We start from the raw sequence: 23151 nt of genomic DNA, 5'->3' as shown, positions 1-23151 counted from the left end.
AACCGCCCATGCGAAGCCGATCCAATGCGGAGCGCAAGTCGGGCAGCGCATTGCGCGCCGTCGAATCCACGCGCGAGGCCGCGAGCCTCGAACCGTCCGACGACGACGCCACGCACGAACCGCTGAGCCCCGACGACCCGCTCGCGCCGCTGCCGTTCAATCCGTACAAGGGCAATCGCGGTCTCACGCGCGCCTGGCACGCGATGAAAAATTCGCTGGCCGGCTTTCGCGTGGCAATTCGCGAGGAAAGCGCGTTTCGCCAGGAACTGACGCTCGCCGCGATCCTGATTCCGTGCGGCATCCTCGTGCCGGTCGATCCCGTATCGCACGTGCTGCTGCTCGGCTCGGTGCTGCTCGTGCTGATCGTCGAGCTGCTCAATTCGAGCGTCGAAGCCGCGATCGACCGCATTTCGCTCGAACGCCACGAGCTGTCGCGGCGCGCGAAGGATCTCGGCAGCGCGGCCGTGATGGTCGCGCTCGGCATGTGCGTGATGACGTGGGGAGTGATCGTCGGACCGCTCGTAGTGCGCTGGTTGCGCATGTGGTTGTGATGCAAACCGGATGGCGGCCCGCACGCGCCGCCGCGTCCCCGGCAAGGAAAATCCTGTAGGGCGGCTAGGTACGAGAACGCTCGGTTTATAATCGTTAGACAGTCCCACGGAAAAGCCCCGGGCAAGGCAGCGCCCAAGGCTTTGCCGCCCCCTCGGGGGGCCTGCCGAGCGGCGGGCTGGGGAGCGCTCAATATACCAACCGCATCCGGGTGGAACACGCAGCAGCGGCACGCCGCCGCGCGCCCAGCCCGGCATAACCAGGGCCGGACGACATGGAAGCCAAACCTCCCCGCCGCACGCGCGAACGGATTCTCGAACTCTCGTTGAAACTCTTCAACGAAATCGGCGAGCCGAACGTCACGACGACGACGATCGCCGAGGAAATGGAAATCAGTCCAGGCAACCTGTACTACCACTTCCGCAACAAAGACGACATCATCAACAGCATCTTCAGCCAGTTCGAGCAGGAGATCGAAAAGCGTCTGCGGTTCCCCGACGACCATCGCGCGACGATCGACGAAATGTGGTCGTATCTGCAATATATGGTCGATTTCACCTGGCGCTACCGCTTCCTGTACCGCGACCTGAACGATCTGCTCGCGCGCAACCGCACGCTCGAAACCCACTTCAAGCAGATCATCAGCCACAAGGTGCGCTTCGCGAGCCAGTTCTGCGAGCAACTCGTCGCCGACGGCGAAATGGTCGCGACGCCGCAGGAACTGCAGGTGATCGCGACCAACGTCGGCGTGATCGGCACGTACTGGCTGTCGTACCAGTTCGTCATGAATCCGCGCAAATACAACGAACAGGAAGCGATCCGCGCGGAACTGCACCAGGTCAGCGTGCAGATCGTCTCGCTGATGGCGCCCTACCTGCGCGGCCGCTCGCGGCAGATTTTCGACGACCTCGTCTCCGGCAAGCTGCCCAAGCGCGAGTTTTACGACTACCTGCCGCCGCGCGAAGGCGCCGCGTCTCGCAACGAATCGAAGGACAGCTGAGCATGAAGTCGGTGTGCGTATATTGCGGCTCCTCGATGGGAGTCAAACCGCTGTACGAACAGGCCGCGCGCGCCTTCGGCCACGCGCTCGTGCAAAGCGGCCTCACGCTCGTCTACGGCGGCGGCAAGGTCGGGCTGATGGGCGTGATCGCCGATACGGTGATGGCCGAAGGCGGCCGCGCGATCGGCGTGATTCCCGAACTGCTCGTCGACAAGGAAGTCGGCCATAACGGGCTGACCGAACTGCACGTGGTGCCCGACATGCATCATCGCAAGAAGATGATGGCCGAGCTGTCCGACGCGTTCGTCGCGATGCCGGGCGGCGCGGGCACGCTCGAAGAGCTGTTCGAGGTCTTCACGTGGGCCCAGCTCGGCTATCACGGCAAACCCGTCGCGCTGCTCAATACCGGCCACTTCTACGACCCGCTGATCCAGCTGCTGCGCCATACGGTCGACGAAGGCTTCATGCGCCGCACCTATCTCGACATGCTGCAGATCGACGCCGATCCCGCCGCGCTGATCGGCAAGCTGCGCGGCTATCGGCCGCCCGTGCGCGACAAGTGGGCGGTGCAGGGCAATACGGTTTGAGGCCGAGGCTGGAGGCGGCGGTTGATGCGGCAGTTTGAGGCCGCTTCCATGCTGGCATGCGGGCTCCGTGGTGGCTTTGCCTTGCTTCGACTCGACGCTGGTTTCGCGCCGGTTTCGCACTGGTTCGACCGCCGCTTTGATCTCTGTTTGAGCACCGGCTTCACCCTGCCTTGAGCGCATTGAGCGCAATCCAGGCGCAGCCCGAACATGGCCTGAATACGGCTTGCAGGCTTTTTGCGAGCCCCGCGCGATCCATCCGAACCACGAGGTTGCCATGACGAAAGCTGTTCTGATTACCGGCGGCAGCCGCGGCATCGGCCGCGCAACCGCACGTCTGCTCGGCGCGCGCGGCTGGTTCGTCGGCGTCAATTACGTGCGCGACCTAGCGGCCGCGCAGCAGACGGTCGGCGAAGTGGAGCGCGCGGGCGGCCGCGCGGTGCCGATCGCCGGCGACGTCGCCGACGAAGCCGACGTAATCGCAATGTTCGATACGCTGCAGCAGACCTTCGGCCGCATCGACGCGCTCGTCAACAACGCGGGCATCGTCGCGCCGTCGAGCCCGCTCGCCGACATGGACCTCGCGCGCCTGAAGCGCATGTTCGACGTCAACGTGCTCGGCGCCTACCTGTGCGCGCGCGAAGCCGCGCGGCGCATGTCGAGCGATCGCGGCGGCGCGGGCGGCGCGATCGTCAATATTTCGTCGGCAGCGGCGCGGCTCGGTTCGCCGAACGAATACGTCGATTACGCAGGCTCGAAAGGCGCGATCGACACGATGACGCTCGGGCTCGCGAAAGAACTCGGCCCGCGCGGCGTGCGCGTGAACGCGGTGCGCCCGGGCCTCATCGACACCGAGATTCACGCGAGCGGCGGCAAGCCCGAGCGGGCCGCGCAACTCGGCGCGACCACGCCGCTCGGCCGCCCCGGCAGCGCCGACGAAGTGGCCGAAGCCGTCGTGTGGCTGCTGAGCGACGCGGCATCGTATGTGACGGGCGCGCTTTTCGACGTGGCCGGCGGACGCTGACGCGCCGGATCGCCAGGCCGCAGTCCCTCGCACCCCAAGCGCGGCCCATCGTGGCCGCGCTTTTTTCTTCCCTGCTCCACGGCGCATTCCCGCCGATCTGGCGGCAAACGCACACTCGCGTGGATAAAACGCCACGCTCGGCCCTTTCCCCGTAATCCCCCGTAATAATATGGCGTTAGAATCGGCCGGAACGTGCGCCGTTTCGACGACGCACGCTGCAAGCCAGAACATAAGTACGAGGCCCACGCCGCCGCGTACATCGACCTGAGATTTCCATGCAAGACAAGCAGTCAGCGACGTGGCGCGCGGAGAACGCCACGGCAACGGCCCCGACCTCGGCTGCGGCCGCCGGCAACGCGCGCGCGGCCGCCACCAGCCAGGAGACCCAGGCGACTGGCTCCGCCGACGCGCGCCCTACCCGACGCCCCGCCGATCGCGCCGCACGCGCCTTGCAACGCTGGCGCGCGCTCGCGGCAACCCGTCCGCTGCTGTGGATCGTCGCGCTGGCGATCCTTTGCGCATGGCTGCTGCCGGGCATCCTCGGCCACGAGCCGTGGAAACAGGACGAAACCTACACGTTCGGCATCGTCCAGCACATGCTCGAGAGCGGCGATCTCGTCGTGCCGACCAACGCGGGCCAGCCCTTCGTCGAAAAACCGCCGATCTACGACTGGGTCGCCGCCGGCCTCGCGTGGATGCTGGGCCGCTACCTGCCGCTGCATGACGCAGCGCGTCTCGCGAGCGCGCTGTTCGCGGGCCTGACCATCTACTACACGGCCCGCGTGGCGCGCCGCGCGACCGATGCGTCGAGCTGGTTCGATCTGCGCGTGATCGGCACGCTCGCGCTGTTCGGCGGCACGCTCGCCGTCGTCAAGCACGCGCACGACATGATGACCGACGTCGCGCTGATGGCCGGCGCCGCACTCGGCTTCTGCGGGCTGTTCGAACTCGTGCTCGTGCATCTGCGCGACGCCGCACGGAACGCGCCGTCGTCGACACCGGCGCAGCCGCACACCCGGCCGCTCGACGCCCCAGGGCGCCGCCACGCGATCCTGAGCGGCGCAGCGATGTTCGGCGCGGGCGTCGGCGTGTCGCTGCTCGCCAAGGGCCTGTTCGTGCCGCTCGTCTTCGGCGCGACCACCTGCGCGGTGCTCGTCCTCTATCCCGCGTGCCGCAGCCGCAGCTTCGCGAGCGCGCTCGGCATCGCCGCGCTCGTTTGTGCGCCGTTCGCGCTGATCTGGCCGATCTGCTTCTACCTGCGCTCCGAAGCGCTGTTCAAGGTCTGGTTGTGGGACAACAACATCGGGCGCTTCTTCGGCTTTTCGGTGCCCGAACTGGGCTCCGAGAACGAGAGCCGTCTGTTCGTGCTGCGCACCGTGCTGAGCGTCGGCTTTCCGGTCGTACCGCTTGCGCTGGCTGCGCTCGCCAGCGGCGCATGGCGACGCTGGCGCGACCCGCGCATCGCCTTGCCGGCGCTTTTCGCGGGCATCGGTTTCGCCGTGCTGCAAAGTTCGGCGACCGTGCGCGAGCTGTACATCCTGCCGTTCATCGCACCGCTTGCGCTGCTTGCGATGCAAGGCGTCGAGCGGCTGCCGGCGCGGCTGCACGTCGTCTGGGACATGATGAGCCGCGTGCTGTTCGGCGGCACGGCTGTGCTCGCGTGGATCATCTGGTCGATCATGACGAGCCCGGTGAGCACGCATGCCTCGCTGCATTGGCTCGGACGCTGGCTGCCGCTCGACTGGGTGCTGCCGATCAAGCCCGCGATGATCGCCGCCGCCTTGCTGCTGACGATCGGCTGGCTATGGCTGCTGCCGTCCTTCAAATACGCGGGCAAATGGCGTGGCGCGCTCAGCTGGTGCGCGGGCGCGATGCTCGCGTGGGGGCTCGTCAGCACGCTGCTGCTGCCGTGGCTCGATGACGCGAAGAGCTACCGCTCGGTGTTCCTGGACCTCGGCGCGAAGATAAACATCGAATGGAACGACGGCGATTGCATGGCAAGCGCGAGCCTCGGCGAGTCCGAGGCGCCGATGCTCTACTACTACACCGGCATCGTCCATCAGCCGAACGAGAACCCGCGTACGACCGCCTGCACCTGGCTCATCGAGGAAAGCCGCCGCGACCATGCGCCCCAACCGCCCGGTGAATGGCAACTGTTCTGGTCCGGCGCGCGGCCCGGCGATTCGGATGAACTGCTGCGCGTCTTCGTGCGCACGCCGGTTGCAGGCACGGTGCGCGGCGACAACTAGAAGGCAACGCGCGCGCGGATGGAAGCTGCTGAAAGCCGCGGGAAGCGGCTAGAACGACGACCCGGGCTCGCGCAGAAACGCGCTTTCTTCGTCGCTCGAGGCGCGCCCGAGCACGGCATTGCGATGCGGAAAGCGGCCGAACCGCTCGACGATTTCCGCGTGCCGCACCGCATGGCGGTAGTAGCTCGCGCCGCCCGGCTCCGCCGCCAGTTGACCGAAGAGCCGCAGCGACTCGTGTTGGCTCGCGAGCGTTTCGTCGTGTTCGAACGGCAGATACGCGAACACGCGATGCTGCGCGCCGGGCAGCAGCCGATCGGCACCGCTTGCGATCATCCGTTGCGCGATCTGCAGCGCCTTGCTGTCGGCGGCGAATGCGCGCGGCGTGTTGCGATGGCAGTTGCGCGAGAACTGATCGAGCACGATGACGAGCGCGAGCGTGCCGAGCGGCGTGGCCTGCCACGCGTCGAGTTCGCCGGCGAGCGCCGCATCGATCAGGTCGCCGAAACGTTCGCGCAGCATCGTATCGAAAGCGTCGTCGCGCGTGAACCAGAGCTTGCGCTCCGTGCCGTATTCCGGCGAACCCGGCGCGCCGAACCAGCAGTCGAGCACGTCGCGTGCCCGCATGGGGAGCGCCGCGTAGTCGGCGTCAATCGCAGAGGCAGGCGCCGATGGGGTCGGTTGCCGCGGCTCAGCCATTGCGGTTGCGCATCCAGTCCGCGGTTTCGAAGAACGAGCCGAGCAGACGCTCGCGCAGCGGCTCGGCGAGGCCGATGTCCTGCATCGCCCACGCCATGCAGCGCAGCCACTGGTCGCGTTCGCCCGAGGCAATCGCGAACGGCAGATGCCGCGCGCGCAGACGCGGATGGCCGAAGCGGCTGATGTAGTGATCGGGGCCGCCGAGCCAGCCGCACAGGAACCAGAACAGCTTGTCGCGCGACCCGTCGAGCGATGCCGGATGCAGCGCGCGAATCCCGGCGAAATCCGCTTCGAGGTCCATCAGGTCGTAAAACCGGTCGACCAGTTCGCGCACGCGCGCCTCGCCGCCCACCAGCTCGAAGGCCGTCGGTTTGTCCGCGGACACTTCGTCGTTCAAATCGCTCATACCCTGCTCAACCGCCAGAAAAAACCATCGGAAAAAAATCACGCGTCGCGCATCATGCATCACGCAGCGATTGCAGCGCGGGCCGTGCCAGCACATGCCGCAGACTCAGCCAGCCACCCACGCCCGCGCAGGCAACCCCGGCGGCGATGCCCGCCGGCAGCAGCCACGGATCGAAGTCCAGATAGAACTCGAACACGTGCGTCGCGAGCAGCGAGCCGACGATCTGCGCCCCCGCCGCCGCCATCAAGCCGGCCAGCGCCCCGACCGCGACGAATTCGGCGACCTGCACCGCGCGCACCTGCCGATGCGACGCGCCGAGCGCGCGCAGCAGCGCGGATTCTCGCATACGCTCGTCGCGCGTGCCGGCGAGCGCCGCGTACAGCACCAGCACGCCGGCCGCGAGCGTGAACGCGAACAGGAACTGCACCGCACCGATCACCTGCTGCAGCACGCGCTGCACCTGCGCGAGTATCGGACCCGTGTCGATCGCGGTGAGGTTCGGATAGGCGGCGATCAGGCCGTCGATCGTCGCCTGCCGGTCCGGCGGCAGATGGAAGCTCGTGATGAACGTCGCCGGAAAATCGCGCAGCGCGGCGGGCGGCATCAGCACGAAGAAATTGACCTTGAACGAACCCCAGTCGAGCTTGCGCAGGCTCGTAACCGGCGCGTCGATTTGCAGGCCCGTCACGTCGAAACGCAGCACGTCGCCAGGCTTCACGTTGATCAGTTTCGCGAGCCCCTGCTCGATCGAAATCTGCGGCGTCGTCGTGTCGCCGTACCACTTGCCCGCGGCGATACGGTTGTCGTCGGGCAGCTCGGTCGTGTACGACAGGTTGAACTCGCGGTCCACCAGACGCCGCGCGTCCTGGCCCTTGAACGAGTCCGGATCGACCGGCTTGCCGTTGATCGCGACGAGCCGCCCGCGCACCATCGGCGAAAGCTGCGCGCCGGGTACGCCGTGCGCGGCGAGATATTGCGTGACCGCGTCGCGCTGGTCGGGCTGGATATCGATGATGAACAGGTTCGGCGCATCGGGCGGCGTCGATTTGCGCCAGCCTTGCACGAGGTCGTTGCGCGTCATCGCGATCAGCAGCAGGCACATGAGGCCGATGCCGAGCGCGGTGATCTGCAGCGCGCTCGTGCTGCTGCGGCGTTCGAGCGACGCGAGCGCATAGCGCCAGCCGATCCCCGCGTTGACGCGCTCGCTGCGCACGATGCGCGCCGCGCCCCATAGCGCGAGCCGCGCGATGCAGGCGAACACGAGCAGCCCACCCGCGAAGCCGCCCGCGACGATACCGCCGAGCTTCAACTCACCGGCCGCGACAATCAGCAGCCCCGCGAACAGCACGATGCCGAGCGCGTAGGCGGCCCACGCGGTGCGCCCCGCCTCGCCCCATTCGCGGCGCAGCACGCGCACCGGCGGCACGCGCGTGAGCGGCAACAGCGGCGGCAACGCGAAGCCGAGCAGCAGCACGAGGCCGGCCGCGATGCCTTCGAGCGCGGGCCACAGCGTCGGCTGCGGCAGCACGACGTCGATCAGGCTACCGAGCCACGTCAGCAGCGCGAGGTGGCCGAGATAGCCGAGCGCGACGCCCAGCACCCCGCCGATCACGCCGAGCCCGGCGAATTCGAGCGTGAAAAGCGCGCGCAGCGCGGCCTGGCTCACGCCGAGACAGCGCATCGCGGCGCAGCCGTCGAGATGCCGGCGCATATAGCGGTGCGCCGCCATCGCAATCGCCACCGCCGCGAGCAGCGCGGTCAGCAGCGAGACGAGCGTGAGGAAATGGCCCGCCCGATCGAGCGTCTGACGCACCTGCGGCTGGCCGTCGTGCAGCGATTCGAGCGCGACGCCGCGCAGCTTGCCGCCGTCCACGCGGTCATGCGCGAACTGCGTGAAACGCGCGACCGCGTCGTCGACGCCGGCCACCAGCAGCCGATACGTGACGCGGCTGCCGAACGTGACGAGACCGGTCGATTGCAGTTCGTCGGCGCGCAGCATCAGACGCGGCGAGAAATTGACGAATGAAAAGCCGCGGTCGAGTTCGCGCGTAATCAGCGCGCCGATCGTGAAGCTGCGATTGCCGACTTTCACCGCATCGCCGACCTTCAGCTTCAAGGCGTCGAGCAGTTCCTGATCGACCCACACGGTGCCGGGCGCGGGAATCGACGTCGCCCGATGATCGGCCGCGCCGGGCGCCGGCGCGATCTGCAATGCGCCGCGCAGCGGATAGCCCGGCGACACCGCCTTGACGGCGGCGAGCCGCGACACCGGCTTTGCGCCGGTCGCATTGATCATGCTCGGGAAGATCGCCGTGGTGGCGGTGCGCAAGCCAAGCGAGCGCGCCTCGGCGGCAAATTGCGGATCAACCGGATGGTCGGCGCGCACGATGAAATCGGCGGCGATCATGCGCCGCGCGTCGCGTTCGAGCCCCTGGTGCAGCCGATCGGCGAGAAAGCCGACGCTAGAAAGCGCCGCGACGGCCAGCACGAGCGCGAGCAGCAGCATCGTCAATTCGCCCGCGCGCCAGTCGCGCGCCGTCATGCGGATCGCCTGGCGCAGCAGATCCGCGCCGCCGAAACGGCGTGCCGCTTTAACGTCGCTTACGCCGACGCGCTCCGTCGAACCTGCCTTGGACCCGGGTAGTGCTTCGCTCAATCGTGCCTGCTCCTCGCAAATCGCGACACCATATGCGTGGCCATGCCGCGAAACCCGCCCTGCACGCCACGCCACAACCGCGGCAATGCCCACGCCGCGAGCAGCAGAAAGCCTACCATCAGGACCAGAAACGCGAGCGGCACGAACAGCGCGAGCAGCACGCCGCCGAAGACGAGACCGTCCTCGGCGGTCGAGGTCACGACGTTCGACAACGGTTCCGGCGACAGATTGATAAGCGCGCGCGTACCGGCCTTCGCAAGATGCGCAGTGCCGGCGAGCGTGCCGCCCGCGAGCGCCGCGACCGCCAGCAAAGCCGGATCGGCATGGCCGAGCGCGCCGGCGGCGAGCACCGCGCCGGCCGGAATGCGGATGAAGGTGTGGATCGCGTCCCACAGCGAGTCGAACGCGGGGATTTTGTCGGCGAGGAATTCGGCGAGCGTCAGCACGGCGGCCGCGCCGATCACCCAAGGCGAGGACAGCGCGGACAGCGTGGCGGGCAGATGAATGAGGCCGAGACGCTCGAACACGCCGGCCAGCAGGACCGTCAGATAGAGGCGCAGACCGCTACCCCATGAGAGGCCAGCAGCAAGCGAAAGTGATTCAAGCATGGCCGCCTCCACGCGCTTGGGACGTGCCGGGCGCCGCGGCGGAATGAAGCGCAGGCTTCGCGCCGAAGTCGTCAGGCTCGCCTGGCCAGCCGGGCCGAACAGGCCGCGGGCAATTTCAGGATAGGTTCTGTCTCATTATAGCCACGTTAATTCGCAGAACGCAGGGTGGCGAACCGGCCGTGGCGGGGGGCGATGCGTGTTGAATCAATGCTGCCGGCTCGGTGCCCTAACTTCAGTGGCCGAACCTCGGTCGCCCAACCTCAGTGGCCCGACGACAGCTTCAGCCCGATGAGCCCGATCACGATCAGCGACGCACTGGCGACACGCGCGAGCGTCAGCGCCTCGCCCATCATCACGACGCCGAAGATGAACGCGCCGACCGCGCCGATACCGGTCCACACCGCATAGGCGGTGCCGAGCGGCAGCTGGCGCATCGCGAGCGTGAGCAGCGCGAAGCTGCCGAGCGCGGTCACGATCGTGAACACGGACGGCCAGAAACGGGTGAAGCCTTCGGAAGTTTTGAGACCGGCCGCCCACGCGACTTCGAGCAAACCGGCGATCAGAAGAAGAAACCAGGACATCAGAGACAGCTCCATAAAAATGGGGCCGTCCCCGATGATCGATGCAAGCGCAAGGTCGTCCTTACGTCGGCAGATTATAACCGGGCGGGCTTCACCCCGCCCCGACCAGCCGGTAGCCGACGCCGGTCTCGGTGACGATATGCTCGGGCTGCGCCGGGTCGCGTTCGAGCTTGCCGCGCAGATGCGCCATGTAGATGCGCAGATAGTGATGGCTCTCGACATGCGACGGCCCCCACACGTCGCGCAGCAGTTGCCGGTGCGTGAGCACGCGGCCCGCGTGGCGCACGAGCGTCGCGAGCAGGCGGTATTCGATCGGCGTCAGATGGATCGCGGCGCCGTCGCGCGTCACCTTGCGCAAGGCGAGATCGACGCTGACCGCGCCGAAGCGCACTTGCGGCGATTCGTTCGCGCCGCCCTGGTTGCGCCGCCGCAGATGCGCGCGAATCCGCGCCAGCAGCTCGGACACGCCGAACGGCTTGGTCAGGTAGTCGTCGGCGCCGGCGTCGAGCGCGGCGACCTTCTCGCTTTCCTGGGTGCGCGCCGACAGCACGATCACCGGCAGCTCGCTCCAGCCGCGCAGCTCGCGGATCACGTCGAGGCCGTCGGTATCGGGCAGGCCGAGATCGACGATCACCAGATCGGGCTGGCGCGTGGCCGCTTCGACGAGCCCCTGCTTGCCGGTCTCGGCGTCGTACACGGCGATGCCCTCGCCTTCGAGCGCGGTGCGCACGAAGCGGCGAATCTGCTTTTCGTCTTCGATCAGAACGACGGTGATGCTCGGGTCACTCATGGGCGGGTTTGTCCTGCGGGTTGAGGGCGGCGTCTTCGTCGTCGAGCATATCGGGTACGGCGGGCGGCGTCTGGACCGGCAGCGTGAACCAGAAGCGCGCGCCTGCGACGCGGCCGTCCGCGCCGATCCGGTTGAGCGCGCCGATCGTGCCGCCGTGCGCCTCGACGATCGCGCGGCAGATCGCGAGCCCGAGGCCGATACCCGGTTTCGCCGACTCCTTCTCGCCGCGCGTGAACTTCTCGAACACGCGCGCTTCCATGCCGGCCGGCAGGCCGGGGCCGTCGTCATCGACGCTCACGCGCACGAACGGCGCGCCGTCCGCCTCGATCCGCTCTGCGCCGATCGTCAGCGGCGTACCGGGCGCGGTGTACTTGGCGGCATTCTCGAACAGGTTCGAGAAGAGCCGCTCCATCAGCACCGCGTCGAGGTGCAGCAGCGGCAGATCGGCGGGCAGCACGACCCGCGCCGGGTGCCCGGCGAGCACGCGCCGGCAGGCGCGCAGCGCGGCGCCGACAGTCTCCTCGAGCAGCGTCCATTGCTGGTTCAGTTGCAGGCTGCCGGCCTGCAAACGCGCCATGTCGAGCAGATTCGTGACGATGCCGGTCATGCGCAGCGCCTCTTCGTGAATCGCCTCGACGAGTTCGTCGCTGCGCCGCGCGGCGGCTTGTGCTTCGGTTTGCGTTGCGCTGTGCGCCTGTGCCGCTATTTCCACCGGTGCGCCTGGCTGTGCGTGCGCGTGTGCCTCGCATTGCTCCTCGGCCCGCGCCTCAGGTCGCGCATTCCCCAACGCTTGCGCGCTCCCTGCGTCCGCCGCCCCCTGCCGCCCCTGCGCGAGCATCGACGAAAAACCCACGATCGTCGTAAGCGGCGTGCGCAGATCGTGCGAAATCGCCGACAGCAACGAATTGCGCAGCCGCTCCGACTCCATGTTGACGAGCGCGTCGCGCGCGATATCGACGTAATGCACGCGTTCGAGCGCGAGCGCGATCTGCGCGGCGAACGCGTCGAGCATGCGCCGCTGCTCGGGCACGTCGAGTTCGCGCTCGTCGCGCAGCACGGCCGCGAGCACGCCGCGCGTGCGCATCGGTGCCTTCAGCGGCAGATACAGCGCGGCCGCCGCGGGCAGCGTGTCGGTGCCGTGGCCGGCCGGCTTCTGCTGATCGTAGACCCACTGGCCGACGTCGAGATCGAGCGCGCCGCCGTCGAGCGTGATCGCAGCATCCGGGTCCTCGATCTTCTGCCTGACCTGATTGGCGCTGTCCGGCAGCAGGATCGCGACGCGCGCGCCGAACACCTCGCTCACGTGCCGGCTGCCGGTTCCGACGATCTGCTCGGTGGTCAGCGCCGCGGCCAGTTCGCGCGCCATCTCGTACATCGCGCCGGTGCGCTGCTCGCGGCGCCGCGCGACGCTCGCCTCGCGGCGCAGGCTCGACGTCAGATGGCTGATGACGAGCGAGGTCAGCAGCATGCCGAAGAACGTCAGCAGGTACTGCGTATCGGAAACCGACAGCGACATGCGCGGCGGCACGAAAAAGAAATCGAACGCGGCGACGCTCGCGAACGACAGCACGACACCGGGCCCGCGTCCGAGCTTCACCGCCGTGAAGATCACGCCGAGCAGGTACAGCATCACGAGATTGGTCAGGTCGATGCGATCGATCAGCTGGCTCGACAGCAGCGTGATGGCCGTGCCGATCGCCAGCGCGAACGCATACGCGCGCGCCGGCGAGCGGCGCTCGCGCGCCGCGCTCATGGCCTCGCGCCATGCATTCGCGGTCGTGTTCAGGAGACGCCGCTGCTCGGCGCCCTCGCGCTCCGACGATACGCGAATCAGCGTGAGATCGAGGTCGCCGCTCTTCTCGGCGATGCGCTCGCCGAGCGGCCTGCGCAGCCAGCGCTTCAGCCCCGTGCGCACCGAGGCGCCCGCCACGAGCTTCGACACGTTGCGCGCCTGGGCGTAGCCGATCAATGCATCGAGCGCGTCGGCGGCGGCGAGCGTGGCGGTCTCGGCGCCCAGTTCGGCGGCGAGCTTCAGCGCGTTCAAGGTGCGTTCGCGGCGCGCATCGGGCAGACGCTGCAACGCGGGCGTTTCGACATACACGGCGAGCCAGTCGGCCCGCAGGCTCGCGGCAAGACGCGCCGCCGCGCGCACCAGCGCCGGCGCGTCCGGCCCGGGCCCGACGCACACGAGCAGGCGCTCGCGCGCCTGCCAGATGCGCTGGATCGAACGGTCGGCGCGGTACTCGCGCATCTGCGCGTCGACGCGATCGGCGGTGCGGCGCAGCGCCAGCTCGCGCAGCGCGATCAGGTTGCCCTTGCGAAAGAAATTGCGCACCGCGCGCTCGGCCTGCTGCGCCATATAGACCTTGCCGTCGCGCAGGCGGTCGAGCAGTTCCTCGGCGGGCAGATCGACGAGCGTGACTTCGTCGGCGTGATCGAACACGCGATCGGGCACGGTCTCCCACACGCGGATGCTGGTGATCTGGCCGACCACGTCGTTGAGACTTTCGAGGTGCTGCACGTTGACGGTCGTATAGACGTCGAGGCCCGCGTCGAGCAGTTCGTAGACGTCCTGCCAGCGCTTCAGATGACGCGCGCCCGGCACGTTCGAATGCGCGAGTTCGTCGACGAGAATCAGTTGCGGCTTGCGCGCGAGCGCGGCGTCGAGATCGAACTCGCCGAGCTTGCGGCCGCGGTATTCGATATGCGCGAGCGGCAGCACGTCGAGGCCCGCGAGCAGCGCGGCGGTTTCGCCGCGCCCATGCGTTTCGGCGATGCCGACCAGCACCTCGACGCCCTCTTCCTGGCGGCGGCGCGCGGCCTGCAACATCGCATAGGTCTTGCCGACGCCGGCCGACGCGCCAAAGAAAATTTTCAGCCGGCCGCGCTGGCGTTTTTCTTCGTCGCGCTGCAGCTTGTCGAGCAATTCGTCAGGATCGGGGCGGTTCATGCTCAGTGGTTTTCAGGGTCGCGCGAGCGGCGCTTTCTGCATGGTGGCACGGCCCGCGCCGGCCCGCAAATAACAGCGCGGCGCCACGCGAGCGCCGCCCTTTCGGTTGAACCGCAACGGCAACGTGCCTCGTCGCGCGACGAGGCACGGTTTGCCCTGCGGCATGACTTTGTGGCCCGACTTTGCGGCCGCATCTTACCGCCGCTTCCGTCGGCTTTGCCGGCCTCTGCCAGCTTCTTCCCACTTCTGCCCGTTACGCAATGGCCCGCGCTCAACCGTGCTGCATCTCGTCGAGCGCGAGATTGAGCTTCAGCACATTCACGCGCGGCTCACCGAGCACGCCGAACTGGCGGCCCGTCGTATAGCGCGCGACGAGCGCCTGCACGTCACTCACCGCGAGGTGCCGCGCCTGCGCCACCCGCGCGACCTGATACGCGGCCGCGGCCGGGCTGATCTCGGGATCGAGCCCGCTGCCCGACGAAGTCACCAGATCGACCGGCACCGGCTTCGACAGATCGGTGCCCGCTGCCTTCAAGGCATCGAGCCGGCCCTTGATCTCGTCGAGCAGCGCCGGATTGTTCGGCCCGAGGTTCGAGCCGCCCGAATTCTGCGCGTTGTACGGCATCGGCGTGGTCGCCGACAGGCGGCCCCAGAAGTACTGCGGCGCATCGAACTGCTGGCCGATCAGTTGCGAGCCGACCAGCTTGCCGTTGCGCTCGATCAGGCTGCCGTTGGCCTGGTCGTGAAACGCCGCCTGACCGATCGCGGTCATCACGGCGGGATAAGCGAGTCCGGTAATCACGGTCAATACCGCGAAGATCACGATCAACGGACGGAACAGATTTTTCATGATGGGTCTCTTTCCCTTTTCGTCACTTCAGTACGCCGGCACAGCGGCGCTTCGTAGCCGGCGCGCCGCATGTTCAAACCCAGCCGAGCGCGGCGAGCACCATGTCGATCAGCTTGATGCCGATGAACGGCACGATGATTCCGCCGAGGCCATAGACCAGCAGATTGCGGCGCAACAGGATCGCCGCGCCTAGCGCGCGATAGCGCACACCCTTGAGCGCGAGCGGAATCAGCAGCACGATGATGAGCGCGTTGAAGATCACCGCCGACATGATGGCCGAGGCCGGCGTCGCCAGATGCATCACGTTCAGCGCGTTCAGCGCCGGATACGTCGAGGCGAACGCGGCTGGAATGATCGCGAAGTACTTGGCGACGTCGTTGGCGATCGAGAACGTGGTCAGCGAGCCGCGCGTCATCAGCATCTGCTTGCCGATCTCGACGATCTCGATCAGCTTGGTCGGGTTCGAATCGAGATCGACCATGTTGCCGGCCTCTTTCGCGGCCTGCGTGCCGCTGTTCATCGCCACCGCGACGTCGGCCTGGGCGAGCGCGGGCGCGTCGTTGGTGCCGTCGCCGGTCATCGCGACGAGCCGCCCTTCGGCCTGGTGCGCGCGGATCGTCGCGAGCTTCGTTTCGGGCGTCGCTTCGGCAAGGAAGTCGTCGACCCCGGCTTCGGCCGCGATCGCGGCGGCGGTCAGGCGGTTGTCGCCCGTCACCATCACGGTCTTGATGCCCATCTTGCGCAGCTCGGCGAAGCGCTCCTTGATGCCGCCCTTCACGACGTCCTTCAGCTCGATCACGCCGAGCACGCGCGCGCCCTGCTCGCCCTTCTCGGCGACCACGAGCGGCGTGCTGCCGCGGCGCGCCACGTCCGCGACCGCATGGTCGACTTCGTTCGGGAAACGCCCGCCGTTCGCTTCGACGTAGTGCTTGAGCGCATCGGCCGCGCCCTTGCGGATTTCGCGGCCATGCGCCCCCGGCGGCGTCCCCTCGGGGGAAAGATCGACGCCGCTCATGCGCGTCTGCGCGCTGAACGCGAGAAACACCGCATGCAGCGAGCCCATATCGCGCTGCCGGATATTGAAGCGCTGCTTCGCGAGCACGACGATGCTGCGGCCTTCCGGCGTTTCGTCCGCGAGCGAGGCCAGTTGCGCTGCGTCGGCGAGCGCTTCCTCGGTCAGACCCGGCGCAGGCAGAAACTGCGAGGCCTGGCGATTGCCGAGCGTGATCGTGCCGGTCTTGTCGAGCAGCAGCACGTCGACGTCGCCGGCCGCTTCGACGGCGCGGCCCGAGGTCGCGATCACGTTCGCCTGCATCATGCGGCTCATGCCGGCCACGCCGATCGCCGACAACAGCCCGCCGATCGTGGTCGGAATCAGGCACACGAGCAGCGCGACGAGCGCGGTGATCGTGACGACGTGGCCCGCTTTCGCCACCTCGACGGAAAAGATCGAGAACGGCAGCAGCGTCGCGGTGGCGAGCAGCATCACGATCGTCAGCGCGACGAGCAGAATCGTCAGCGCGATTTCGTTCGGCGTTTTCTGCCGCTTCGCCCCTTCGACCATCGCGATCATGCGGTCGAGAAACGCCTCGCCCGGATTCGCCGTGACGCGCACGACGATCCAGTCGGACAGCACGCGCGTGCCGCCCGTCACCGAGGAAAAGTCGCCGCCCGACTCGCGGATCACCGGCGCCGATTCGCCCGTGATCGCCGACTCGTCGACCGACGCGACGCCCTCGATCACTTCGCCGTCGGCCGGAATCACGTCGCCGGTCTCGACCAGCACGACGTCGCCGCGCCGCAGATCGGACGCGGTCATGATGCGGATCGGCGACTTCGGATGCGGCTCGTTGAGCTTCTTGGCCACCACGTCTTTCTTCGCGCTGCGCAGCGACGCGGCCTGGGCCTTCGAGCGGCCCTCGGCGAGCGCTTCCGCGAAGTTCGCGAACAGCACCGTGAACCACAGCCATAACGAGACCGCGAGAATGAAGCCCGCGGGTGCCTCGGCCTGGCCGCCGAGCGCGGCGATCCACAGTATCGTGGTCAGCATGCTGCCGACGTACACGCAGAACATCACCGGGTTGCGGAACTGCGTGCGCGGCGTGAGCTTCTTGAAGGAGTCCACGATCGCTGGGCGCAACAGCACCGGATCGAACATGGACTTCGTAGCGTTATGTTCAGTCATTGAATCCTCGAATATCGCGTTGCGCGGGCCGGGGCTCGCCCGGGTCTTGCCTGGGTCTTGCAACCCGCTGCCGCCGGCGCGCGCTTTTGAGCTGTTCAGTTGCGGGTTTGCCTGCGCCGCCTCACTGCGCGCCCATCATCATCAGATGCTCGACGCCGGGGCCGAGCGCGAGCGCCGGCACGTAGGTCAGCGCGCCGACCAGCAGCACGGTGCCGAGCAGCAGCACGACGAAGAGCGGCCCATGCGTCGGCAGCGTGCCGCCCGTCACGCCGATGCGCTTCTTCGCGGCGAGCGAGCCGGCAATCGCGAGCACCGGCACGATCGTGCCGAAGCGGCCGAACCACATCGCAATCGCGGTGAGCCAGTTGTAGAACGGCGTATTCACCGACAAGCCCGCGAACGCGCTGCCGTTGTTGTTCGCGGCCGAGCTGAACGCGTAGAGGATTTCGGAGAAGCCGTGCGCGCCCGGGTTCGCGATGCCGGCGCGGCCCGCGTCGCTGAGCACCGCGATCGAGGTGCCCACCAGCACGAGCAGCGGCGTGAGCAGCACGACGATCGACACCATCTTCATCTCGTACGCCTCGATCTTCTTGCCGACGTATTCAGGAGTACGGCCGATCATCAGACCCGCGACGAACACCGCGAGCAGCGCGAACACGAGCATGCCGTACATGCCGGAGCCGACGCCGCCGAAGATCACCTCGCCGAGCTGCATCAGCAGCATCGGGTAGAGGCCGCCGATCGGCGTCAGCGAGTCGTGCGTATTGACGACCGCGCCGCACGACGCCGCCGTGGTCGCGACCGTGAAGATGCCCGACTGCGCGATGCCGAAGCGCGTTTCCTTGCCCTCGGCGTTGCCGCCCGCTTGCAGCGCGCTGGCCGACTGATCGACATGCAGCGCCGCAAAGGCCGGATTGCCGCGCTGCTCCGCGCTCATTTCGCCGAACACGCAAACGCCGAACGCGATCGTCATTGCCGCGAGCACGGCCACGCCCTGCCTGCGGTCGCCGATCGCACGGCCGAACACGAGCGTGAGCGCGGCCGGGATGATGAGGATCGAGAAGATCTGCACGAAGTTCGAGAACGGCGTCGGGTTTTCGTACGGGTGCGCCGAATTGGCGTTGAAGAAACCGCCGCCATTGGTGCCGAGCATCTTGATCGCTTCCTGCGAGGCGACCGGGCCCATCGCGAGGGTCTGCGTCTTCACGGGCGTGTCGACCGTGACCGGATTGCCCTTCGCGTCCTTCACCGGGTTGCCTTGCGCGTCGAGCTTCGGCGCGGCGTAGGTGGTGGTTTGCAGCGTCGGCACGTCCTGATACGCCTTGAAGTTCTGGATCACGCCCTGGCTCATCAGCAAGGCCGCGACGAGAGCCGCCATCGGCAGCAGCACGTACAGCGTCACGCGCGTGACGTCGACCCAGAAGTTGCCGATGGTCTGCGCGGTATGGCGCGCGAAACCGCGAATCAGCGCCATCACGACGACGATGGCGGTCGCCGCCGACAGGAAGTTCTGCACGGTCAAGCCGAGCATCTGCGTCAGATAGCCGACGCTCTGCTCGGGCGTGTAGTCCTGCCAGTTCGTGTTGGTCACGAAGCTGACGGCCGTGTTGAAGGCGCTGTCGACCGACATCGCGCCGAATTGCTGCGGATTGCCAGGCAACCCGCCCTGCACGCGCAGCAGCACGTACAGGAACAGTGCGCCGAGCACGTTGAACGCGATCGTCGCGATCGCGTAATGCTTCCAGCCCATCTCCCGTGACGCATCGACACCCGCGATACGGTAAAGCAGCCGTTCGAGCGGCGCGCCGAGGCGCACCACGCGCGAACTGCCGTCCATCACCGCGCCGATATAGCTCGCCACCGGCACCGCGGCAGCCAGCAGCACGACGATAAAAAGGCTCGCCTGCAGGACATTGTTCGCGTTCATTCGATGTCCTCCGCGCGCAGCAGCGCATACACGAGATACGCGAACAGCAGCGCGGTCGACGCGCCGGCCAGCCAGAGCATCCAGGTCATGAGCGCGCTCCCTGTCCGCGGCGGAACTGCGCGAGCTTCTCGCAGCCGTCGATCAATCCGAAGGTCAGCACGGCGAACAGCACGAGCCCCCCGACATACAGCACATCCATTTTTGTTCTCCATTGACGGATTCCGGATGGATGCAACGGTATGCCGATCCGTCTAAAGGCCTGGTCAAAGATGCGGGGATGCGCGTAAAAATCGTGTAAACGCAAAAGGGCCGCCCGGTCTTGCGACGGAGCGGCCCTCAGTCAGGCGAGGTGAAACGAGGCAGTGTGTGGGCGGCGCGATTCGCCGCCTTCGTCTTTGGGTTGGGTTTGGCGCTTGTTTCAGCGCTTGTTTCGCCCTTTACTTCCGCGTTCGCCTTTCGCCCTTACGGCAGCAGAATCGTCGACCCCGTCGTGCGGCGGCCTTCGAGATCGGCATGCGCCTGGCCGACGTCCGGCAACGCATAGCGCTGATTGATGCTGGTCTTGACTTTGCCCGACACGAGCACGTCGAACAGTTCCGCCGACATCGCCTCGTAATCGGCGCGTTTGGCGATATGGGTAAAGAGCGTCGGACGCGTAAAGAACAGCGAGCCGCGTCCGGCGAATTCCGACGAATCGATCGGCGGCAGCGGACCCGACGCATTGCCGAAGCTCACGAAAAATCCGAGCGGCGCGAGGCAGTCGAGCGACTTCTCGAAGGTGTCCTTGCCGATCGAGTCGTACACGACGGGCACGCCCGCGCCGTTGGTGATCTCGCGCACGCGCTTCGTGAAGTTCTCGCGCGTGTAGACGATCGCGTGATCGCAGCCGTGCGCCTTGGCAATCTCGGCTTTCTCGTCGGAGCCGACCGTGCCGATCACGGTCGCGCCGAGCGCCTTCGCCCACTGGCACACGAGCAGGCCAACGCCGCCGGCCGCGGCCTGGATCAGGATCGTGTCGCCGGCCTTGACCCGATACGTGCGGCGCAGCAGATACTGCGCGGTTAGCCCTTGCAGCATCACCGAGGCGGCCTGCTCGTCGCTCACCGCATCGGGCAGCCTGACGACCTGCGCGGCCGGCAGCACGCGCTCCTGCGCATACGCGCCGGGCGGCCGCGCGACGTAGGCGACGCGATCGCCCACCTTCAGGCCGCCGACGCCCGCGCCTACCGCGCTGATCTCCCCGGCCGCTTCCATGCCGAGGCCGCCCGGCAGCGGCAGCGGATACAGGCCGGTGCGGAAATACACGTCGATATAGTTGAGACCGACCGCCGTCTGACGGATGCGGATCTCGCCCGCGCCGGGCTCGCCCACTTCCACGTCGACCCATTTCATCACTTCGGGGCCGCCGGTTTTATCGAATCGGATTGCCTTGGCCATCATGTCTCCTTGATCTGGATTCTGGATTGTCGCGTCGCGCGTGCGGATTGCGCGTGGCGCGCAGCGCTTGTTCCGCGAGCGCCAGGCGCCCGCCGCGCCCGCGCCGTCAGGCCTGGCCCTTCATCCGCAACGCCAGTACGTCGAGCACCATGCGCGCGGTCGAGATGTTCGTCGCGCACGGAATGTTGTGCACGTCGCAAGCGCGCACGAGCGCGTTGATGTCGGGCTCGTGCGGTTGCGGCGTCATTGGATCGCGCAGGAAGATCACCATGTCCACGCGTCCTTCGGCCAGTTGCGCGCCGATCTGCAGGTCGCCGCCGTGCGGGCCGGACAGCATGCGCTCGACCTTGAGGCCGTGCGCGTCGCTGATGCGCCCGCCGGTCGTGCCGGTCGCGACGATCTCGCAGTGCGCGAGCGTATCGACGTATTCGCCGGCCAGTTTGACGATGTCGTCCTTCTTGTGATCGTGCGCGATCAGCGCAATGCGGGTGGTCATGACGTAAAGCTCCTCAAACCGTTAGGGGTCACTGTCGTTATGTATCGTTGCCGCCGATGTTGCCGATGATGCCGCACGGGCCCGGCGACGATGCCCGGCTCCGCGTGAACCTGCCGTGGTGCGTGCCTGCCCGGTACGACGGCACGCCAGTATGGCGTACGCGCCGCGCCTGGCCTGGCCGGCACTGGCCCGATATGCACCTGTTCGGCGAATACCCGCCAGGTGCAGGCCGCCCAGTACGTACCTGCTATGTACCGGCTACGTACCCGCTCAATAAGTCCCCGGATAAGCGCCGCCGTCGATCAGCCAGTTCTGCCCGGTGATGAACCCGCCGTGCACGCTGCACAGGAACGCGCACGCGCGGCCGAACTCGTCGCGGTTGCCGAAGCGCCCGGCCGGAATCGTCTTCATGCGCTGCTTGCGCGCCTCGTCGACGGAAATGTTCTGCGCCTTCGCCTGCGCATCGAACGTGACCGCGATGCGGTCCGTGTCGAAGATGCCCGGCAGCAGATTGTTGATCGTCACGCCGGTCGGCGCGACCTTGCGCGCGAGTCCCGCGACGAAGCCGGTCAGCCCCGAGCGCGCGCCGTTCGACAGGCCCAGCACGTCGATCGGCGCCTTCACCGCCGAGCTCGTGATATTGACGATGCGCCCGAAGCCGCGCGCGCTCATCGTGTCGACGGTCTGACGGATCAGCTCGATCGGCGTGAGCATGTTGGCTTCGAGCGCGCGAATCCAGTCGTCGTGCGTGAAATTGCGGAAGTCGCCCGGCGGCGGCCCGCCCGCGTTGTTGACGAGGATGTCCGGCTGCGGACAGGCGGCGAGCGCGGCGGCGCGGCCTTCCGGCGTGGTGATATCGCACGCGACCGTCCTGACCTCGACGCCGCTCTGCTTGCGGATTTCGGCCGCGGTCGCTTCGAGCGTTTCGGCCGTGCGCGCGACGATCGTCAGATTGACGCCCTCGGCGGCGAGCGCTTCGGCGCAGCCGCGCCCCAACCCCTTGCTGGCCGCGCAAACGAGCGCGGTACGTCCTGCGATTCCCATATCCATCTGTGTGTCCTCGTGGCGTGAAGCCGGCGCGAAACGCGCGGGCATGGCGAAGTTTCCCCGATTCTAGAAGAATCGGTGCCCGACTGTGCCGGCTCGCTGCAATCTCCGGTATCGTCGGGCGGCACTCTTTCGGTAAACTTGCGGCGTGGCGCGCCCGTCCCCCATCCGCCCGTCCCTATTCCGCTTGCCGAGCGTGCGGACGAAACGGACTAAACAGACGAAAGCGCGCGCCGAACCGATCCCTCTTGCCGCCGCGTGTGCCCCCCCATGACCCAGGACAGCCGTTTTCCCAATCTTTTCATCCTCGATCACCCGCTGATCCAGCACAAGCTGTCGCACATGCGCGACCGGGACACCTCGACGCGCACGTTCCGCGAACTGCTGCGCGAGATCACGCTGCTGATGGGCTACGAGATCACCCGCAATCTGCCGATGACCACGCGCCGCATCAACACGCCGCTGATGGAAATCGACGCGCCGGTGATCGCCGGCAAGAAGCTCGCGATCGTGCCGGTGCTGCGCGCCGGCGTCGGCATGTCGGACGGCCTGCTCGAACTGGTGCCGTCGGCGCGCGTGGGCCACATCGGCGTGTACCGCGCCGACGACCATCGCCCGGTCGAATACCTCGTGCGGCTGCCGGACCTCGAGGACCGCGTGTTCATCCTGTGCGACCCGATGGTCGCGACCGGCTACTCGGCCGTGCACGCAGTCGACGTGCTCAAGCGCCGCAACGTGTCCGGCGAGAACATCCTGTTCCTCGCGCTCGTCGCCGCGCCCGAAGGCGTGCAGGTGTTCCAGGACGCGCATCCGGACGTGAAGCTGTTCGTCGCGTCGCTCGACTCGCATCTGAACGAGCACGCGTACATCGTGCCGGGTCTCGGCGACGCGGGCGACCGGCTGTTCGGCACCAAGAACTGACGCGCGGGGCGGGCCGGCTCGGGCCGTGCCCGCCTCATCGGCGCAACGCATGCGGCGGCCCTTCGGACTGTGCGTTCATTTCAGCTGCATTGCGTTTGCGCTTCATTTTCATTGCATTGCCACGCGGTTTCGCGCTACGGCTCCCTCTGCCGCACCGTCGCGGCGTGATAAAATTCGAATCCGCTCGACGCACGG

Annotated in this window: 21 protein-coding genes; 6 read left to right on the top strand and 15 right to left on the bottom strand. The window is 67.4% G+C overall.

Features of this window, described 5'->3' with window-relative positions:
• Nucleotides 1–8 precede the first annotated feature (8 nt).
• The 5 genes from F3J20_RS10745 (at nucleotide 9) to F3J20_RS10725 (ending at nucleotide 5406) form a co-directional block, all read left to right on the top strand.
• Nucleotides 9–551 (top strand): diacylglycerol kinase, encoded by a 543-nt coding sequence (locus F3J20_RS10745; RefSeq protein ID WP_167283357.1) that lies wholly within the window; start codon nucleotides 9–11, stop codon nucleotides 549–551.
• Nucleotides 552–823: 272 nt separating this feature from the next.
• Nucleotides 824–1549, top strand: a complete 726-nt coding sequence (locus tag F3J20_RS10740; RefSeq protein ID WP_167283356.1) for a TetR/AcrR family transcriptional regulator — start codon at nucleotides 824–826, stop codon at nucleotides 1547–1549.
• A gap of 2 nt (nucleotides 1550–1551) precedes the next feature.
• A complete protein-coding gene (locus F3J20_RS10735) occupies nucleotides 1552–2136 on the top strand; it encodes a TIGR00730 family Rossman fold protein (RefSeq protein ID WP_167283355.1) in 585 nt (194 codons plus the stop codon).
• A 274-nt stretch (nucleotides 2137–2410) separates the two neighbouring features.
• Nucleotides 2411–3157, top strand: a complete 747-nt coding sequence (locus tag F3J20_RS10730; protein WP_167047811.1) for an SDR family oxidoreductase — start codon at nucleotides 2411–2413, stop codon at nucleotides 3155–3157.
• 275 nt (nucleotides 3158–3432) lie between these two features.
• Nucleotides 3433–5406 (top strand): glycosyl transferase, encoded by a 1974-nt coding sequence (locus tag F3J20_RS10725; protein WP_167283354.1) that lies wholly within the window; start codon nucleotides 3433–3435, stop codon nucleotides 5404–5406.
• A 48-nt stretch (nucleotides 5407–5454) separates the two neighbouring features.
• Here F3J20_RS10725 and F3J20_RS10720 read toward each other — a convergent pair whose 3' ends face one another.
• The 15 genes from F3J20_RS10720 to F3J20_RS10650 all read right to left on the bottom strand — a co-directional run bounded on the left by F3J20_RS10720 (nucleotide 5455) and on the right by F3J20_RS10650 (nucleotide 22038).
• Nucleotides 5455–6102 (bottom strand): DUF924 family protein, encoded by a 648-nt coding sequence (locus F3J20_RS10720; RefSeq protein ID WP_167283353.1) that lies wholly within the window; start codon nucleotides 6100–6102, stop codon nucleotides 5455–5457.
• Entirely contained in the window at nucleotides 6095–6508 is a 414-nt protein-coding gene (locus F3J20_RS10715; RefSeq protein WP_167047820.1) for a group II truncated hemoglobin, read from the bottom strand. Before F3J20_RS10715 ends, F3J20_RS10720 begins: the two co-directional genes overlap by 8 nt.
• A gap of 52 nt (nucleotides 6509–6560) precedes the next feature.
• The gene (locus F3J20_RS10710) at nucleotides 6561–9050 is read right to left on the bottom strand and encodes an FtsX-like permease family protein (protein ID WP_167283382.1); all 2490 of its coding nucleotides are present in this window, start codon (nucleotides 9048–9050) and stop codon (nucleotides 6561–6563) included.
• Between the two features lie 110 nt (nucleotides 9051–9160).
• Nucleotides 9161–9772: a DUF4126 domain-containing protein gene (locus tag F3J20_RS10705; RefSeq protein ID WP_167047823.1), complete on the bottom strand. Its 612-nt coding sequence runs from the start codon at nucleotides 9770–9772 to the stop codon at nucleotides 9161–9163.
• Between the two features lie 260 nt (nucleotides 9773–10032).
• Nucleotides 10033–10353, bottom strand: a complete 321-nt coding sequence (gene sugE, locus F3J20_RS10700) for a quaternary ammonium compound efflux SMR transporter SugE (RefSeq protein ID WP_167047826.1) — start codon at nucleotides 10351–10353, stop codon at nucleotides 10033–10035.
• Nucleotides 10354–10444: 91 nt separating this feature from the next.
• Complete coding sequence (kdpE, locus tag F3J20_RS10695; RefSeq protein WP_167283352.1) at nucleotides 10445–11143, bottom strand: two-component system response regulator KdpE; 699 nt, start codon at nucleotides 11141–11143, stop codon at nucleotides 10445–10447.
• The gene (locus F3J20_RS10690; protein ID WP_167283351.1) at nucleotides 11136–14093 is read right to left on the bottom strand and encodes a DUF4118 domain-containing protein; all 2958 of its coding nucleotides are present in this window, start codon (nucleotides 14091–14093) and stop codon (nucleotides 11136–11138) included. Before F3J20_RS10690 ends, kdpE begins: the two co-directional genes overlap by 8 nt.
• Before the next feature lie 271 nt (nucleotides 14094–14364).
• Nucleotides 14365–14943, bottom strand: a complete 579-nt coding sequence (gene kdpC, locus F3J20_RS10685) for a potassium-transporting ATPase subunit KdpC (protein WP_167047835.1) — start codon at nucleotides 14941–14943, stop codon at nucleotides 14365–14367.
• A gap of 73 nt (nucleotides 14944–15016) precedes the next feature.
• Nucleotides 15017–17128, bottom strand: coding sequence for a potassium-transporting ATPase subunit KdpB (gene kdpB, locus F3J20_RS10680; protein WP_167047838.1), 2112 nt, complete (start codon nucleotides 17126–17128; stop codon nucleotides 15017–15019).
• Nucleotides 17129–17249: 121 nt separating this feature from the next.
• Nucleotides 17250–19055: a potassium-transporting ATPase subunit KdpA gene (gene kdpA, locus F3J20_RS10675; RefSeq protein WP_167047841.1), complete on the bottom strand. Its 1806-nt coding sequence runs from the start codon at nucleotides 19053–19055 to the stop codon at nucleotides 17250–17252.
• Nucleotides 19052–19144 (bottom strand): K(+)-transporting ATPase subunit F, encoded by a 93-nt coding sequence (kdpF, locus tag F3J20_RS10670; RefSeq protein WP_017331558.1) that lies wholly within the window; start codon nucleotides 19142–19144, stop codon nucleotides 19052–19054. The genes kdpA and kdpF overlap by 4 nt, the downstream gene beginning before the upstream one ends.
• On the bottom strand, nucleotides 19141–19254 hold the full coding sequence (locus F3J20_RS10665; RefSeq protein WP_167047844.1) for a potassium ABC transporter ATPase: 114 nt from the start codon (nucleotides 19252–19254) through the stop codon (nucleotides 19141–19143). Before F3J20_RS10665 ends, kdpF begins: the two co-directional genes overlap by 4 nt.
• A gap of 263 nt (nucleotides 19255–19517) precedes the next feature.
• Nucleotides 19518–20492, bottom strand: a complete 975-nt coding sequence (locus tag F3J20_RS10660) for a quinone oxidoreductase (RefSeq protein WP_167283381.1) — start codon at nucleotides 20490–20492, stop codon at nucleotides 19518–19520.
• 106 nt (nucleotides 20493–20598) lie between these two features.
• Nucleotides 20599–20988, bottom strand: coding sequence for a methylglyoxal synthase (locus F3J20_RS10655; RefSeq protein ID WP_167047847.1), 390 nt, complete (start codon nucleotides 20986–20988; stop codon nucleotides 20599–20601).
• 270 nt (nucleotides 20989–21258) lie between these two features.
• Complete coding sequence (locus F3J20_RS10650; RefSeq protein WP_167047850.1) at nucleotides 21259–22038, bottom strand: SDR family oxidoreductase; 780 nt, start codon at nucleotides 22036–22038, stop codon at nucleotides 21259–21261.
• A 267-nt stretch (nucleotides 22039–22305) separates the two neighbouring features.
• Here F3J20_RS10650 and upp point away from each other — a divergent pair, with 267 nt between their 5' ends.
• Nucleotides 22306–22956, top strand: a complete 651-nt coding sequence (gene upp, locus F3J20_RS10645; protein ID WP_167047853.1) for a uracil phosphoribosyltransferase — start codon at nucleotides 22306–22308, stop codon at nucleotides 22954–22956.
• Nucleotides 22957–23151: the final 195 nt, after the last annotated feature.

Origin of the sequence: Paraburkholderia sp. Cy-641, assembly GCF_011752945.1 — a bacterium.
In the GTDB taxonomy this organism is placed as follows: domain Bacteria; phylum Pseudomonadota; class Gammaproteobacteria; order Burkholderiales; family Burkholderiaceae; genus Paraburkholderia.
Note: the sequence above shows the minus strand (reverse complement) of the source record. Positions and strands in the feature narration are given on the sequence as shown.

Excerpts from the sequence above, each read along its gene's own strand:
- F3J20_RS10740 (WP_167283356.1), top strand. The coding sequence starts at position 824 with ATGGAAGCCAAACCTCCCCGCCGCACGCGCGAACGGATTCTCGAACTC.
- F3J20_RS10660 (WP_167283381.1), bottom strand. The coding sequence starts at position 20,492 with ATGGCCAAGGCAATCCGATTCGATAAAACCGGCGGCCCCGAAGTGATG.
- F3J20_RS10655 (WP_167047847.1), bottom strand. The coding sequence starts at position 20,988 with ATGACCACCCGCATTGCGCTGATCGCGCACGATCACAAGAAGGACGAC.
- F3J20_RS10735 (WP_167283355.1), top strand. The coding sequence starts at position 1,552 with ATGAAGTCGGTGTGCGTATATTGCGGCTCCTCGATGGGAGTCAAACCG.
- F3J20_RS10720 (WP_167283353.1), bottom strand. The coding sequence starts at position 6,102 with ATGGCTGAGCCGCGGCAACCGACCCCATCGGCGCCTGCCTCTGCGATT.
- upp (WP_167047853.1), top strand. The coding sequence starts at position 22,306 with ATGACCCAGGACAGCCGTTTTCCCAATCTTTTCATCCTCGATCACCCG.
- kdpA (WP_167047841.1), bottom strand. The coding sequence starts at position 19,055 with ATGAACGCGAACAATGTCCTGCAGGCGAGCCTTTTTATCGTCGTGCTG.
- kdpB (WP_167047838.1), bottom strand. The coding sequence starts at position 17,128 with ATGACTGAACATAACGCTACGAAGTCCATGTTCGATCCGGTGCTGTTG.
- kdpE (WP_167283352.1), bottom strand. The coding sequence starts at position 11,143 with ATGAGTGACCCGAGCATCACCGTCGTTCTGATCGAAGACGAAAAGCAG.
- kdpF (WP_017331558.1), bottom strand. The coding sequence starts at position 19,144 with ATGACCTGGATGCTCTGGCTGGCCGGCGCGTCGACCGCGCTGCTGTTC.
- F3J20_RS10665 (WP_167047844.1), bottom strand. The coding sequence starts at position 19,254 with ATGGATGTGCTGTATGTCGGGGGGCTCGTGCTGTTCGCCGTGCTGACC.
- F3J20_RS10705 (WP_167047823.1), bottom strand. The coding sequence starts at position 9,772 with ATGCTTGAATCACTTTCGCTTGCTGCTGGCCTCTCATGGGGTAGCGGT.
- F3J20_RS10715 (WP_167047820.1), bottom strand. The coding sequence starts at position 6,508 with ATGAGCGATTTGAACGACGAAGTGTCCGCGGACAAACCGACGGCCTTC.
- F3J20_RS10710 (WP_167283382.1), bottom strand. The coding sequence starts at position 9,050 with ATGACGGCGCGCGACTGGCGCGCGGGCGAATTGACGATGCTGCTGCTC.
- sugE (WP_167047826.1), bottom strand. The coding sequence starts at position 10,353 with ATGTCCTGGTTTCTTCTTCTGATCGCCGGTTTGCTCGAAGTCGCGTGG.
- F3J20_RS10650 (WP_167047850.1), bottom strand. The coding sequence starts at position 22,038 with ATGGATATGGGAATCGCAGGACGTACCGCGCTCGTTTGCGCGGCCAGC.
- F3J20_RS10730 (WP_167047811.1), top strand. The coding sequence starts at position 2,411 with ATGACGAAAGCTGTTCTGATTACCGGCGGCAGCCGCGGCATCGGCCGC.
- F3J20_RS10725 (WP_167283354.1), top strand. The coding sequence starts at position 3,433 with ATGCAAGACAAGCAGTCAGCGACGTGGCGCGCGGAGAACGCCACGGCA.
- F3J20_RS10690 (WP_167283351.1), bottom strand. The coding sequence starts at position 14,093 with ATGAACCGCCCCGATCCTGACGAATTGCTCGACAAGCTGCAGCGCGAC.
- F3J20_RS10745 (WP_167283357.1), top strand. The coding sequence starts at position 9 with ATGCGAAGCCGATCCAATGCGGAGCGCAAGTCGGGCAGCGCATTGCGC.
- kdpC (WP_167047835.1), bottom strand. The coding sequence starts at position 14,943 with ATGAAAAATCTGTTCCGTCCGTTGATCGTGATCTTCGCGGTATTGACC.